This window comes from Agrobacterium vitis, assembly GCF_013337045.2.
In the GTDB taxonomy this organism is placed as follows: domain Bacteria; phylum Pseudomonadota; class Alphaproteobacteria; order Rhizobiales; family Rhizobiaceae; genus Allorhizobium; species Allorhizobium vitis_B.
In genome coordinates, this window is the sequence record NZ_CP118259.1 from 2,979,097 (window position 1) to 2,992,087 (window position 12,991).

General features: G+C 55.6%; 17 protein-coding genes. 11 read left to right on the forward strand and 6 right to left on the reverse strand.

Annotated features, from left to right (window positions below):
- The first annotated feature begins 11 nt into the window (after window positions 1–11).
- Window positions 12–524: a Dps family protein gene (locus tag G6L01_RS14145; protein WP_070167109.1), complete on the forward strand. Its 513-nt coding sequence runs from the start codon at window positions 12–14 to the stop codon at window positions 522–524.
- A 134-nt stretch (window positions 525–658) separates the two neighbouring features.
- Here G6L01_RS14145 and G6L01_RS14150 read toward each other — a convergent pair whose 3' ends face one another.
- On the reverse strand, window positions 659–1,063 hold the full coding sequence (locus tag G6L01_RS14150) for a NepR family anti-sigma factor (protein WP_139190174.1): 405 nt from the start codon (window positions 1,061–1,063) through the stop codon (window positions 659–661).
- Between the two features lie 544 nt (window positions 1,064–1,607).
- Here G6L01_RS14150 and G6L01_RS14155 point away from each other — a divergent pair.
- The 4 genes from G6L01_RS14155 (at window position 1,608) to G6L01_RS14170 (ending at window position 5,371) form a co-directional block, all read left to right on the forward strand.
- Window positions 1,608–2,402 carry a response regulator gene (locus tag G6L01_RS14155; protein WP_060716861.1) on the forward strand — a complete coding sequence of 265 codons (795 nt, stop codon included), beginning with the start codon at window positions 1,608–1,610 and terminating at the stop codon, window positions 2,400–2,402.
- A 177-nt stretch (window positions 2,403–2,579) separates the two neighbouring features.
- Window positions 2,580–3,575, forward strand: a complete 996-nt coding sequence (locus tag G6L01_RS14160; RefSeq protein WP_070167053.1) for a sensor histidine kinase — start codon at window positions 2,580–2,582, stop codon at window positions 3,573–3,575.
- 249 nt (window positions 3,576–3,824) lie between these two features.
- Complete coding sequence (locus G6L01_RS14165; RefSeq protein WP_070167054.1) at window positions 3,825–4,892, forward strand: zinc-binding metallopeptidase family protein; 1,068 nt, start codon at window positions 3,825–3,827, stop codon at window positions 4,890–4,892.
- Between the two features lie 164 nt (window positions 4,893–5,056).
- Window positions 5,057–5,371: a hypothetical protein gene (locus G6L01_RS14170; protein WP_081344207.1), complete on the forward strand. Its 315-nt coding sequence runs from the start codon at window positions 5,057–5,059 to the stop codon at window positions 5,369–5,371.
- A 145-nt stretch (window positions 5,372–5,516) separates the two neighbouring features.
- Here the strand turns inward: G6L01_RS14170 and G6L01_RS14175 are convergent, their stop codons facing one another.
- Window positions 5,517–5,681 (reverse strand): DUF1328 domain-containing protein, encoded by a 165-nt coding sequence (locus G6L01_RS14175; RefSeq protein WP_012654256.1) that lies wholly within the window; start codon window positions 5,679–5,681, stop codon window positions 5,517–5,519.
- Window positions 5,682–6,097: 416 nt separating this feature from the next.
- Between G6L01_RS14175 and G6L01_RS14180 the strand changes: the two genes are divergently transcribed.
- Window positions 6,098–6,313: a NepR family anti-sigma factor gene (locus tag G6L01_RS14180; protein ID WP_070167055.1), complete on the forward strand. Its 216-nt coding sequence runs from the start codon at window positions 6,098–6,100 to the stop codon at window positions 6,311–6,313.
- The gene (locus G6L01_RS14185) at window positions 6,310–6,876 is read left to right on the forward strand and encodes an RNA polymerase sigma factor (protein WP_012654255.1); all 567 of its coding nucleotides are present in this window, start codon (window positions 6,310–6,312) and stop codon (window positions 6,874–6,876) included. The genes G6L01_RS14180 and G6L01_RS14185 overlap by 4 nt, the downstream gene beginning before the upstream one ends.
- Window positions 6,877–6,926: 50 nt before the next feature.
- Here G6L01_RS14185 and G6L01_RS14190 read toward each other — a convergent pair whose 3' ends face one another.
- Window positions 6,927–7,355: a response regulator gene (locus tag G6L01_RS14190; RefSeq protein ID WP_070167056.1), complete on the reverse strand. Its 429-nt coding sequence runs from the start codon at window positions 7,353–7,355 to the stop codon at window positions 6,927–6,929.
- 141 nt (window positions 7,356–7,496) lie between these two features.
- On the opposite strand from G6L01_RS14190, the gene G6L01_RS14195 reads away from it, so the two are divergent.
- Entirely contained in the window at window positions 7,497–8,270 is a 774-nt protein-coding gene (locus G6L01_RS14195; protein ID WP_070167057.1) for a Crp/Fnr family transcriptional regulator, read from the forward strand.
- Window positions 8,271–8,452: 182 nt separating this feature from the next.
- Here the strand turns inward: G6L01_RS14195 and G6L01_RS14200 are convergent, their stop codons facing one another.
- Window positions 8,453–8,617 carry a DUF1328 domain-containing protein gene (locus G6L01_RS14200; RefSeq protein ID WP_041698999.1) on the reverse strand — a complete coding sequence of 55 codons (165 nt, stop codon included), beginning with the start codon at window positions 8,615–8,617 and terminating at the stop codon, window positions 8,453–8,455.
- 428 nt (window positions 8,618–9,045) lie between these two features.
- Between G6L01_RS14200 and exbB the strand changes: the two genes are divergently transcribed.
- From exbB to G6L01_RS14215, 3 genes are read left to right on the forward strand one after another with little or no spacing between them, the layout of a single operon-like run.
- Window positions 9,046–10,059 carry a tonB-system energizer ExbB gene (gene exbB / locus G6L01_RS14205; protein WP_070167058.1) on the forward strand — a complete coding sequence of 338 codons (1,014 nt, stop codon included), beginning with the start codon at window positions 9,046–9,048 and terminating at the stop codon, window positions 10,057–10,059.
- Between the two features lie 4 nt (window positions 10,060–10,063).
- Complete coding sequence (gene exbD / locus G6L01_RS14210; protein ID WP_070167059.1) at window positions 10,064–10,531, forward strand: TonB system transport protein ExbD; 468 nt, start codon at window positions 10,064–10,066, stop codon at window positions 10,529–10,531.
- Entirely contained in the window at window positions 10,528–11,481 is a 954-nt protein-coding gene (locus G6L01_RS14215; RefSeq protein ID WP_070167060.1) for an energy transducer TonB, read from the forward strand. The genes exbD and G6L01_RS14215 overlap by 4 nt, the downstream gene beginning before the upstream one ends.
- Window positions 11,482–11,504: 23 nt before the next feature.
- On the opposite strand, the gene G6L01_RS14220 is transcribed toward G6L01_RS14215, so the two are convergent.
- Window positions 11,505–12,620: a glycoside hydrolase family 88/105 protein gene (locus G6L01_RS14220; RefSeq protein ID WP_070167061.1), complete on the reverse strand. Its 1,116-nt coding sequence runs from the start codon at window positions 12,618–12,620 to the stop codon at window positions 11,505–11,507.
- 133 nt (window positions 12,621–12,753) lie between these two features.
- Window positions 12,754–12,912 (reverse strand): YqaE/Pmp3 family membrane protein, encoded by a 159-nt coding sequence (locus tag G6L01_RS14225; RefSeq protein WP_012654247.1) that lies wholly within the window; start codon window positions 12,910–12,912, stop codon window positions 12,754–12,756.
- Window positions 12,913–12,991: the final 79 nt, after the last annotated feature.

Below are 12,991 nucleotides of genomic sequence, written 5' to 3' on the forward strand. Positions count from 1 at the left end.
GGACCAAATTCATGGCCAAAGTTGCAGAAGTATTGAAGCCCAGAGCCCGGGACGAAAAAATCAGCATCGGTCTCGAAGACGCCTACCGCGAACAGGCCTCCAAGGATCTCTCCAAGATTCTCGCGGCCACCTATGCCCTGACAATCAAGACCCAGGTCTATCACTGGAATGTTGTTGGTCCGCTGTTCAAGCCGATCCACGAACTGACGGAAGAACATTACAACACGCTGTTTGCCGCCGTCGACATTATTGCCGAGCGTATTCGCGCCCTCGGACATCTTGCCCCGGTCAATCTGCAAAGCAGCAGCAATTTCGCACCAAAGACTGGCGAGACCCAGCATCACGCCGCCATCGACATGGTCAAGGATTTGATCGCCGACCACGAGGCTGCCGTGCGCCAGATGCGTGAGGTCGGCGAGGCTGCCGACGAAGCGGGCGATCTGGTTACATCAGACATGCTGACAGCCCGCCTGACCTTCCACGAAAAGGCATTGTGGATGCTGCGGGCGATTATCGCTTCCTAAGAGCATTTTTAGCAAAATGCGGGAGCCGGTTTCCCGAAAAGATACGCTATAACAACAAAAGCGTCATGTGCCTTGCAAAACACATGACGCTTTTTCTATATTTCCTATCACCTAGCGTGCCATAAACACCGGTTTCAGGCTTTATCTGACTTGGACTTCGCCGCCTGCTCAGCAGCATCGAGCCTTTCCAAGAGATCCAGAAAGTGATCCGGGGTCCCCTCCTCGACAATCTCATCGTAATAGGTTTTCAAACGCGCCGCGATCATGGCATTGGCTTGGCTCTGCTTTGCCGGAGCCTTGACGGATTTCGAGGACTTTTTTTCGGACATGATGTCAATGCCTGCGGCCTGGAGAGGGAGTTTGTTATATGATACGCATTCTATCAAGAAATAGATCGCAGCAAGAGCGATCCTGGTTTTTTGATCCAAGACAGTTACAAACAAGATAATAGCACTATGCAGGACATGGTTTTCTTGATCTTTATCAAATAGAGATCCGAACATTCGAACATATAAATCAACCGCATCCGATGCATTCACCCTGAACACCGGAATGAATATCGCTGCTTGTTTAAACCACTGTGGAGATCTATAGCAATTCTAGAAATCCAGGGGGTGTTGGTCGTATCAAAACCTTTTATCCCTCCTGATTGAAAAGCGTTCAATGATGTGAGCGGAAAAGGATTGTCGCAAAATTTGCGTCTTGAACTTCGCCGGTCCGCTAGCATAAGCTCATGAGCACCATCTGATTTCAACGCATGCCTCATTCCCTCCCCGGACTCGTCGACAGTGATTTGCCTTGCCCGTTTTAAGACGAAAATCATTGAAGATCGCTCTTCTTACTCTTCTCAAATAACTCAAGTCTCTGATAGATTTGGTATATTGCAATTTCTTCGAGGCGAGACCACTTACAGTTTCTTTGCACCGCAATAGAGGTGCAGGTCATGAAGTGGATAGAATGGATCGATATCGACCGGCAACCCGCACGGATCGGGCAAATAGCCGGATGAAATTTGGAACTTTTTTTGGATCCCCACGTTTGCTAGCGAGTTTATGCTGCATTCGTGCAAACTGGAGAAGCTGAATGTCCCTTACCACCCGCGTCGCTGCTCATATTCCTTATTTGAGGCGATATGCCCGAGCTGTCACGGGCTCGCAGACATCGGGCGACGCCTATGTCGCCGCTGTTCTGGAGGCTCTGATCGCCGATCTTTCGGTCTATCCCGAAGCCAGCAGTGATCGGGTTTCGCTTTATAAACTGTTTGTCACGATTTTCGGCTCGACCCATGTCGAAATCCGGCCGATGACCTCGCCTTTCGCCTGGGAAAAACGGGCCGCCTCCAATCTATTGGCCGTTCCTCCGCGTGAGCGCCATGCTTTCCTGCTGATATCAGTCGAAGGCTTTACCTATGAGGAAGCCGCAGAAGTGCTCGGCGTCAGCGACAGCGAATTCCGGGGTCTGTTTAACCAGGCCGCCGTGGAAATCTCCCGCCAGGTGGCAACCGACATCATGATCATCGAAGACGAACCGCTGATCGCGCTCGATATTGAGCAGATGGTGGAGGATCTCGGTCATCGCGTGACTGGCATTGCCCGCACCCACAAGGAAGCCGTGGAGCTTTATGGCCGAACCAACCCGAAAATGGTGCTTGCCGACATCCAGCTTGCCGATGGAAGCTCCGGCATCGACGCGATCAACGATATCCTGAAGGTGGATACCGTGCCGGTGATCTTCATTACCGCCTTCCCGGAGCGTTTGCTGACTGGCGAGCGGCCAGAACCTGCGTTTCTCGTCACCAAGCCGTTCAATCCCGATATGGTCAAGGCACTGATCAGCCAGGCACTGTTCTTCAACGAACATGCCAAACAGGATGCCTGAGGGCGGGGCCATGCGATTTTGGACCGGTCTGGTTCGGCATCGCAATCAATGAGGGGATAGCGTCAAAGCACGAGGCGCCGGATAAAACGGGTCGTCATTGCGATGTTGGTGAAACTATGCAGGCGCATGGATGCCGCGCGCCCTTGAAAAAGGGCTACCGCCGCTGGAGAGAAGCACTTGGTAAATCGGTTGACATGGTTCGAACCGCAGCGTGCTGACAGGCCCTTGCGTGAGTTCTTCATCACAGCCCTGCTGGATATTGGCGCAAGTCTGACCCTTCAGGATATGGACGGGCGCTATATCTGCATTACATCCCTGCCTCAGCGCTGGCCGCTCGCCCATGGCGAAGAACCCAGTGACGACTCGATTTTCGGACCCGAAATCGGCGCCCAGTTGCGGGAGCTGAAAGCCGGGCTGGTGGAGGCGGACCAGGGAGCGGAACTGAGTGTGGAGCCGGGCGACGACACGGTGTTTGAATTTCGCTGCCGAATGATCCGCATCAGCCCGGAAGACGTCTGCATGATGACGATCCTGGTAGACCGGACCGAGGAAAAACGCCGCGAACGGCTGTTGCGTGCGCTATTGCGTGAAGTCAGCCACCGTTCGAAAAACCTGCTGGCGATTATTCAAAGCATCGCTTTCCAGACGGCCCGGTATTCCGGGACGCTCGACCAGTTTCTGGGCAAGTTTCGTGGCAGGCTGCATGCACTGTCGATGTCGCAGGACCTGATTACCGATTCCAGTTGGCGTGGCGCTTATTTCCAGGATCTCGTCCGCCAGCAATTGGAAAAATACGTGCCGGAAACGGCAAATCTTGTTCAGGTATCCGGTGACAATGTTCTGCTGTCACCCAATGCATCTCTGCATATCGGGCTCGCCCTGCATGAACTGATCGTCAACGCGGTCAGCCACGGCGACTTCATCAGCCAACGCAAGAAAATCGAGGTCTCCTGTCATCAGCAATGGACACGCAATGGCGAGGAAATCAGGGTGACCTGGAACGAGCCGATTGAAACGCTGGCCGGCGAGGATCTGGAACGCGCCAGGGGACGGTTCGGCAGCACGGTGCTCGAACGTGTTGTGCCCGCCTCCGTCAACGGCCATGTCGTCCACCGTTTCGACAAGGACAGCGTCTATTACGAACTGACCTTTCCAGTCGAACTGCATGAATAACTGTATTTCACGCTGCGATCCCTGACCAGGGAACCTATTCCTCTTGCCAGTCTTTTGTGAATGCGGGCTTTCGTGAGTGCCGGCTTTTGTGAGTGCGTTTACACGCCGCAACACTGCACCCCGCCGCAATATGGCGCATCGGAAACGATGCACGTCCGCTTGCGATACAATTCAAACCTGCTGCATAATCCTGTCGCGACACCATACCGGGTTGCGAGCGATTGTGCAGGAGCGAGCCATGGAGCCCTGATGCGCCTCTTTAATTGTTCCAATTGCAGAAACATGGTGTTCTTCGATAACACCCAATGCCTGTCCTGCCATTCCCTGCTGGGTTTTCGCCCATCCGATAACGGGTTTATTGCCATTGATTCCAGTAATGCTGCGCTGATTGATGGCGTGCCGCAGCAGGGCTTTATCCGGCTCTGCGCCAATGCGCGCTATGATGCCTGCAATTGGCTGGTCGAGGACGGCGAGGAATTTTGTCTCGCCTGCCGCCACAATCTGGTTATTCCGGATCTCTCCAGTGGCGACAATCTCGAAAACTGGCGCAAGATCGAGAATGCCAAGCATGTGTTGTTTTATTCGCTCCAGCGTTTCGGCCTTTCATTGGTCACCCGCACCGAAGCAACCCCGGACGGACTGGCGTTCGAGTTCCTGGAAGACGATTCAGCCCGCACCGGCGGGCAGCCCGTCATGACCGGCCATGATTCAGGCCTGATCACCCTGAATATCGCCGAGGGCTCAGATGCGGAGCGTGAAGCAAGGCGCGTCGCGCTGGGCGAACCGTTTCGGACCCTGATTGGACATTTCCGCCACGAAGTTGGCCATTACTACTGGAATGTCCTGGTGCGCGACGGCAACCAACTGGCGCAATGCCGGGCAATTTTCGGCAATGACGAAGAAGATTACGGCGAAGCCCTGCAACGGCATTATGCCAATGGACCGGTTCCGGGCTGGGAGGGCAGCTTCATCAGCGCCTATGCCGCCAGCCACCCCTGGGAAGATTTCGCCGAAACCTGGGCGCACTACATCCATATTGTCGATGCCCTGGAAACAGCCTACGCCTTCGGCCTGCGCACCCGTCCGATCATCGACGAACAAAGCCTGACCGTGAAAGTCGATTTCGACCCCTATAGAGTGGATGGTGTCAGAGCCCTGATCGATGCATGGGTTCCGCTGACAGTCGCCGTCAACAGTATCAACCGCAGCATGGGTCAACCGGATCTCTACCCCTTTGTGCTGTCGGCGCCCGTCTTGGTGAAACTGCAATATATCCATGATCTCATTCATGGGGCCACGCATAAAGCCGACATCTGACATCGACCTGCATCGGGAAACCTATCGGTTTCCCCGATGCACTCGCAACTGGTCACTGTGATATTTTTGCGACAGTACGCCCACGTTGCCCTTCTCCCGCCAGCGCCATCAGGAACAAGCGAATAGCCGGGCCGTTACCCTCTTGAAGGGTAAGGAGATTGGCCATGATGAGCTTTGCGGCAATAATGGTGATTGTTGCTTGTCATCCCGAACGAACGGATTGCATAGACCGGCCAGTCGCAGTGATCGACTATGCCGATGCAAACCTGTGCCGGGCAGATCTGCCGGAAAAATTGCGTCGTCTGGAAGGCTATGCCCTGAAGATGTATGGGGATTGTATTCCCATCGCGCCCGGCTTGCTGGCAGGAAAAACCGGCATTCGCTCCATCATGGGAGTGAGCGAACTGCAAGCGCTAAAAAGCCAGGGCGGTTCCCAAAAACAGGTGCAGGCTGTGGCCCTGGACAATAACCGCTTCTGAAATTTTTCAGATACCCATAAAACCCTGGACACGCCAAGGGCATTGTGAGGTGTGTCACACGCTCGCTTTGCTTTCCATTGCAGTCCGCAAACGCAACAAGGCCCGGCAATTGCCGGGCCTTGTTGTTATTATCAGTTCGCAAAGGTCAGGCGCGCCTGAACAGACGGCTTACCAACGAAATCAGGAAGAGCACGATGAAGACAAAGAACAGGATCTTTGCAATACCGGCCGAAGCCCCGGCAATGCCACCAAAACCCAATGCGGCGGCGATAAGAGCGACGACGAGAAAGACGAGAGAATAATACAGCATGGATTTGAACTCCGTTATCAACTGATTTAGAAACGAAAAGCCTGGGCTAAAGTTCCATCCGCCTCGTCAAGGCGTCATTTTTTGTCGCAAACCCGCTAGCGACAAGCTGGAAGCTCTGGAAAATTCTTCCCGCCTCAAGCGCAGCACACCGTCTGGCTCCAGAGATCGCTGTCTTCAACCGCCGGCAATTGAGGACCGTTATCATTTCACCTTAATTTGATGAAATGCTATCACTCGACATCTTGTTCGCTATATGCGAAATTTCAATTTAACACTTTATATTTTCAGCATAATTTCCTCCTCACCTCGTGTCTGACGCCAGAGACTAACCCGGAGAAAAAATATGCAGGGAGAAGCGGAACCTTCTCAGATATGGTCCGTTAAGCCTGACATTAAAATCAACCGTCAGAGACATCATGAACAACCAGCATAATCATCGTGACGCAGGAGAGGATGGAACCGGGGGAATCCCGGCTGAGGCACACGGCACGATCAGCAGCAAGCTCCGGCAATTCTATGATTCCGTCCAGGAGGAGGGAATTCCGGACCGTTTCATGGACTTGCTTGAGCGTCTGGATGCCGCCGAACAAAATGCGGGGAAACAGTGCGACAGGAAGGACACTGCTCGATGACCCTTGAAAAGCAATCGGATGATCGCGGCTTCAAGAGAGATATGCTGGCTGCCCTGCCCAATCTACGTGCGTTTGCCGTGTCGCTGGCCGGACGGCATCACGTTGCGGACGATCTTGTCCAGGATACGATCATGAAAGCCTGGGCAAAGCAGGATCATTTCGAACCGGGCACCAATATGAAAGCCTGGTTGTTCACCATTCTGCGCAACGAATTCTATTCGCAAATGCGCAAACGCGGTCGTGAGGTCTCCGACCCCGACGGCATTTTCACCTCACAGCTGGCTGTTCATCCTCAGCAATACGGTTCGCTGGACCTTCAGGACTTCAAAAAGGCGCTCGATCAACTGCCGAGCGACCAGCGCGAAGCCATTATTCTGGTGGGTGCCTCCGGTTTCGCCTATGAGGAAGCAGCGGAAATTTGCGGTTGCGCTGTTGGCACCATCAAGAGCCGGATCAATCGGGCGCGAAACCGCCTGCAGGAAATTCTTGGTGTGAGCGGTGAAGGCGATTTCGGTCCCGACGCCCATGACGCTGCGGTAACGAAACGCGCATTTGCGGTATAATGACATCTTCCGGTCAGCGTGCGGGTCGCGCCGACCGGAAGATTTGCTTGTCATCTGTTTGGCCCCTGATCGGCGCCATTCCCCTCGATTTTTGTCTCTAAACCAGCACCCATCGGATCTCGATTGGCTGCTGCTTCGAATACCGCAGCCAGCAACCGTTGCTCGTCAAACGGCTTTGTCAGGAGCGCAAAGCCAGGTTCTGGCTGGCTAAACCCCGGCACCTCATCGAAGGAGGTCAGAAACACCACCCCCGCATTGTGACTTCGAATAAGATCGAACCGCGTACGGTTCTGCTCCGGCATGATGGTCGCATCGATCAGCACCACATCATAGCGGGCTTCGCTCAATCTCAATGGCATATCGCGAGGGAGGCAAACGGTGATTTTGCCGCCTGCAACTTCCGTCAGCACGACCTCGATCTCGATAGCGATCAAGGCCTGTTTTTCAGCAACGAGTACATGCAGCGGTTTTTCAGTCATTGATTAACCTTTTTGCTTAAAAGCCCTTATCGGTGCTGCATCGCTCCGGGTCATTTAAAAAAGACATGTCACCTGTCCTCAATCAGGAACATTTGTTCCTCCTGATACTTTACTGAAAATAAAAGCAAATAAGGAGACGGAATGCCAGAGGAACCGGCAAGGCATGGAGAACGGCTCAAGAACGGAATTCACACGGCCTGTCTGGTCTGCCCAATCCGCCTCAATGACCATTTCCGCGAATTCACACCCGGCGAGCTCGAATTCGTCCGCGCATTCCGAAAGGGTGAATTTCATGCTGACGCGGGGACGACAATCCTTGTTGAAGGCAGCCATAGTGCTCATCTTTACACAACCCTGACCGGCTGGGGATTTCGTTATAAAATCCTCGAGGATGGTCGCAGGCAGATTCTGAATTACGTGGTTCCGGGTGATATGATCGGTTTGCAGGGCGCGGTTTTCGATGAAATGGCCCATTCCGTTGAAGCACTGACACCCATGCGGCTTTGCGTCTTTGAGCGAGAGCGGCTTTTTTCCCTTTTTGAAAAGCATCCAGGCCTTGGCTACGACCTGACCTGGATCGCGTCACGCGAAGAAAGCATGCTGGATGATCATCTGATCAGCATTGGCCGGCGCACCGCACTGGAGCGCGCTGCCTATCTGCTGGCTTTCCTGGATGATCGCGGCCGGGTGGCTGGGCTTGTCGACGCGGAGAAACCCTATTTACCGATCACTCAGGTCCACGTTGCCGACACGCTCGGCCTTTCGATCGTTCACACCAACAAGACTTTGAAAAAGCTGACCGCCCGTGGCCTGATCCGCTGGCTGGACCGTGGGTGCGAAATCCTTGACAGCGCCGGTCTTCAGGCTGCTGCAAACTGGACGCCCGATGGCATGATGCGCCGTCCTTTTATCTGACGGTGATTTTTGTCCGAGATCAAACGGTACAATACAATTCTTCCCTCCTACAAAGAAACCGAAGTCCGTCAGCTGGAGATCCGGCGGACTTCGGCTTCGCCCGCCTTGGGGGGCAAGGAACGGGCATCTTCTCCCGCGCCGAATGGCGCAGGATAAGGCGAGTCTATTTTAATGCATGTATTTTATGCGACGATGACAATGCCGCTGACCAAGGCGATGATGAAGATTACCAACACGATAAAGATCAGGATTTTCGCAATACCGGCAGAAGCCCCGGCCACACCTCGGAAGCCAAGAAGGCTGGCGACGGCGGCAATCAGCAGAAAAATCAAAATCCAGTGCAGCATGACAGGCTCCTTGAAATAATTATCGGCAGGAGAACGGCAAGCGACTGAAAATGTTCCTTCATTGGCAAGGGGCGATACCCGGCATGGGCAATTTTCCATGGTCTTCGCAGGCAACAATCCGCCAAGCTTCATGCCCGCTACTCGGGAAAACCAAGAGCCACTTTTCCCTGGCAAGCGCGAGAGACGGCCCGCTTCATTCTGAAACAGGCAGTCTCTCTGATCTTCTGTTGGAGCTTGCCTGATCGGGAAAACCGGGGGCCACTTTTCCCTGGCAAGCTCGGGGGCAAGCTCAGGGAAAATGCATCCTTGGCAAGATTATACTTGAAAACATCACTCAACTTTAATATCGACAAACAATTAAAGGCACTGCACCGCCATGCGCGGAACATGCCGGCACCGGCAATGGATTTTGATCGGAAGGTTGTTTGATGGCGTATCGTCGCTCCTCTTCGCTCGCTCGCGTGAGCATGACCGTGGTTATTGGCTCGGGCCTGCTGATAACCGGCACGCTGATGAGCTCAGCCACCGCCTTCGCCCAGCAAGGGACGGCACAAGCTCAAACCACAAGCGAACCGACCCTAGCCACACCTGTCCAAACATTGCCGCAAGAAACGCCTGCGGCACCTGCCAATTTGACAGCTCCACCAGCCGATACTGCTGTGTCACCTTCTCCCACGGAAGGCGTCGCAATGGACGCTCCCGCCGCAGTGCAGCGCTCCGATATTCCCCACGATCTTTCCCCTGTTGGCATGTTCATGGCTGCCGACTGGGTCGTTAAGTCAGTGATGATTGCACTTGGCCTTGCCTCGGTCGCAACCTGGACCATCCTGCTTGTCAAAACCCTTCAGCTTTCCGGCTCAAAGGCGAGACTGCGGCGCGGTCTGGCCGTGCTGCAGGAAGCGCGATCCCTCTCGCAAGCGGCGGGCGCATTGCAGAAGCGGCGCGGCACAGTGCCAGATATGCTGCTGATCGCTGCACGCGAGTTGAAACTATCAGAGCCTGCGCTTGATTATGCCGGCAATGACGGCGTCAAGGAACGGGTAAGCTCGGCCCTGTCGCGGATCGAATCGCGCGCCGGGCGCCGCATGACCGCCGGAACCGGCATTCTTGCCACCATCGGCTCGATCGGTCCCTTTGTCGGTCTGTTCGGCACCGTCTGGGGCATTATGAATTCCTTCATTGGCATTTCACAGTCGCAGACCACCAATCTTGCCGTCGTCGCGCCCGGTATTGCCGAAGCGCTGCTGGCCACCGCGATCGGTCTGGTTGCCGCCATTCCCGCCGTGGTGATCTATAACGTGTTTGCCCGCGCGGTGACCGGCTATCGCCAGCAATTGCTGGATGCGGCAACAGCGGTGGAACGGCTGGTCAGCCGGGATCTCGATTTCCGCAAGGTGCCGGCCGATGTGCGCGCCGCCCGCCTCAAGGTGGTGACGGAGTAATCCGATGGCTGGAGGTATCCGCGAAAATTCCGGCGACGATCTAGTTGAAAATCACGAGATCAATGTCACCCCTTTCATCGATGTCATGCTGGTTTTGCTGATCATCTTCATGGTGGCGGCTCCGTTGGCGACTGTCGATGTCAATGTCGATCTCCCCGCCTCCAGCGCCACACCGGCCAAACGGCCGGACGAGCCGGTCTATCTCACCCTGAAACAGGATCTCAGCCTGGCGCTTGGCAATGACACGGTCAGCCGCGACAGGCTGCCGACCGTGCTGGAACAGGTCTCCAAGGGCAATAAAGACACGCGGATTTTCCTGCGCGCCGATAAGAATGTCGGCTACGGCGAATTCATGACGGTGATGAACCTGCTGCGCGACGCAGGTTATCTGAAGATCGCCCTGGTTGGGGTGGAAACATTGCCGCAGGCGACCAGCATTACGCCACCCGCAGAGGATACCAACGGCCAATGAGCAGGCAAGCGGACCCGACAGGGCGGCGCAGTTCCGCCCTCGATTGGTTGCTCTGGTGTACAGCCGGAACCCTGGTGTTTGCCGCCCATGCCGGTGCCGTGGCGCTGATGCTGCAACAGCCGGAAGAGCCGTTGGCCGACGGTGCTCCGCCCGCTGCGATCATGATTGAGCTGGCTCCCGAACCGGTTGCTACCAAGGTCGAGGAAAACCAGATCACGCCCGATCAGCAGGATGCCGAAGAGGTAAAATCCGAGGCGGTGGAGAAGCCGCCACAGCCGGTCGAGCCGCCACCCGTGCCACAGCCGCCCGAGGCGCAGCCACCGGAACCGACACCGCCTGAAAAAATCGAAGAAACACCACCACCGCCACCCGAGGTCGCGGAAGTGCAGCCCGAGCCACCACCGGAACCCGAGCCCAAACCGGTGGAAGAACCGACGGTCGAGGAACAGGTAACGAAGGAACTGGAAAATGTGGAAGTCCCACTGCCGGTAACTCGTCCAGTGCAAAAGCCGGTGGAGACTGCAGACACGACACCGGTTAAAAAGAAGCAACCGAAAGCCACCCCGCAGCCGCAGGCCCAGAAAGCCCAGCGCGAGGCCCAGGCAGAGGTGACGCAATCGGACCGGACGGCGGCTTCCAACACCAGTTCCGGCCTGTTTTCATCGAGTGTCAGCCCGCAAAATTGGCAGGCACGGCTGGCTTCCTATCTTGAGCGACGCAAGCGCTATCCAAGCGAAGCCCGCGCCAACAAGGAGGAAGGCACGGTTTACGCCCGCTTCCAGATCGATGACAGCGGCAATGTTCTCTCGGTGTCGATTTCCCGGTCTTCAGGGTTTGCAAATCTGGATCAGGCAACGGTCGATGCCATAAAACGTGCCTCACCGGTGCCAGCACCTCCACTAGGTGTCAGCAAGACGATTACGGTACCGTTCCGCTTCAATCTCAAATAACAACTGGAAAAAGGCATCTCCCGTCAGCCAAGCACGGGAGATGCGGAGTGTGTCGCGCAACGCAGACGCTCCGCTTCAGCCATCATCAATGGACCAACACCCTTGATGTCGTCGTCGTTCAACGCCTCAGACAGGTAATAGGCGGGCGTTCCATCCCGGTAGACGCCACCAAATCCGCCCAGACCAGCCACACAACAAATCTGCTTCATCACCATCCGGCCAGAGGCGTTGGGACCAAGTGCATGGCGGTGAAGACTTTCCAATGCCTCCGCCCCAATCTCCGCCTTTGCCCCCGCAATTCCGAGCCGGGCTGCCTTCAGAGAGGCATAGGCGAACATCGCCGTGGCGGAGCTTTCAGGATAATTGCCGGGAAGATCGGGCTGATCGATGACCTGCAACCAGCGGCCATCCGCCGTGCGCAAGTGTGAAAGCCGGGCGAGAAGTCCGCCAAGCTTTTCGGCCAGCATCGACTTATCCGCTCCCTCTGGCACCAGGCCGTAGAGATCGACCATGGCCATCGCCAGCCAACCGATCGCACGTGCCCAATGGGCGGGCGACAGGCCGGTTTGCGGATCGGCCCAGGCTTGCAGGCGTTCCTCATCATAGCCGTGGCGATAAAGCCCGCTCACACCATCCGAGGTCAGCTCGAGCGTAACCAGCAATTCTTCCAGCGCATCGCGGACCATCGTCTCCTCGCCAGCCAACTTTCCGTATTCGGCCTTGAAGGCGAGACCCATATAGAGCCCGTCCAGCCAGACCTGATGGGGATAGCGCAGCTTGTGCCAATAAGGTCCGGCACCAAGGCGCGGATGGCTTTGCAACTGCCGGGCAAGCCGGTCCGCAGCAATCCGGTAACGATTGTCATCCGTCGTTTTCAGCAGGAAAATCAGCGCCCGGCCCGGCAGGATATTGTCGATATTATACTCGGTCAGCACGTAATCACGCATCTGGCCCTGGTCATCCAACTGGTCATCGACCAGCCGCTTCAGATGCGCCGACCATCTGGTATCACCGGTCGCCTCGTAAAGGGCAATCAGCCCGGCATAGAGACAACCGTCCTCATAGCACCAGCTGCCGCCCTTATACGGCTGATAATCACGGGCATAGGCGTCGAAATACTCGACCAGATCGACAGTCATACGGCAGGCCTCCCAAACGATACGGGCGCCGATCCTCCAACCCTCGCCACGAACGGCCAAGTTCATCCGGCTTGCCATCATTGTCAATCGCCATGTCGCCCGCCGATAACCGTTAAGGCGTCAAATCAGGATGTTACCTGCGCAGGATGACCCAGATCGCATGGATGATGCCGGGGATATAGCCGCACAATGTCAGCAAAATATTCAGCCAGAATTGCAGGCCAATACCGACCTGAAGGAAAACCCCGACCGGGGGCAGAAGAATGGCAAACAGAATGCGAACGACGTCCATGACCTATCCTTTGTGCAACACATGTCCATGCAGAAATGGATATCGAGGCAAAAGGGTCCATAGCGAAGATCATGAAATT

Bases quoted from the DNA above. Each gene is read 5' to 3' on its own strand.
- G6L01_RS14155 (WP_060716861.1), top strand. From the start codon at position 1,608: ATGTCCCTTACCACCCGCGTCGCTGCTCATATTCCTTATTTGAGGCGA.
- G6L01_RS14195 (WP_070167057.1), top strand. From the start codon at position 7,497: ATGCCAGAGGAACCGGCAAGGCATGGAGAACGGCTCAAGAACGGAATT.
- G6L01_RS14145 (WP_070167109.1), top strand. From the start codon at position 12: ATGGCCAAAGTTGCAGAAGTATTGAAGCCCAGAGCCCGGGACGAAAAA.
- G6L01_RS14225 (WP_012654247.1), bottom strand. From the start codon at position 12,912: ATGGACGTCGTTCGCATTCTGTTTGCCATTCTTCTGCCCCCGGTCGGG.
- G6L01_RS14175 (WP_012654256.1), bottom strand. From the start codon at position 5,681: ATGCTGTATTATTCTCTCGTCTTTCTCGTCGTCGCTCTTATCGCCGCC.
- exbB (WP_070167058.1), top strand. From the start codon at position 9,046: ATGGCGTATCGTCGCTCCTCTTCGCTCGCTCGCGTGAGCATGACCGTG.
- G6L01_RS14185 (WP_012654255.1), top strand. From the start codon at position 6,310: ATGACCCTTGAAAAGCAATCGGATGATCGCGGCTTCAAGAGAGATATG.
- G6L01_RS14215 (WP_070167060.1), top strand. From the start codon at position 10,528: ATGAGCAGGCAAGCGGACCCGACAGGGCGGCGCAGTTCCGCCCTCGAT.
- G6L01_RS14170 (WP_081344207.1), top strand. From the start codon at position 5,057: ATGATGAGCTTTGCGGCAATAATGGTGATTGTTGCTTGTCATCCCGAA.
- G6L01_RS14165 (WP_070167054.1), top strand. From the start codon at position 3,825: ATGCGCCTCTTTAATTGTTCCAATTGCAGAAACATGGTGTTCTTCGAT.
- exbD (WP_070167059.1), top strand. From the start codon at position 10,064: ATGGCTGGAGGTATCCGCGAAAATTCCGGCGACGATCTAGTTGAAAAT.
- G6L01_RS14180 (WP_070167055.1), top strand. From the start codon at position 6,098: ATGAACAACCAGCATAATCATCGTGACGCAGGAGAGGATGGAACCGGG.
- G6L01_RS14190 (WP_070167056.1), bottom strand. From the start codon at position 7,355: ATGACTGAAAAACCGCTGCATGTACTCGTTGCTGAAAAACAGGCCTTG.
- G6L01_RS14200 (WP_041698999.1), bottom strand. From the start codon at position 8,617: ATGCTGCACTGGATTTTGATTTTTCTGCTGATTGCCGCCGTCGCCAGC.
- G6L01_RS14220 (WP_070167061.1), bottom strand. From the start codon at position 12,620: ATGACTGTCGATCTGGTCGAGTATTTCGACGCCTATGCCCGTGATTAT.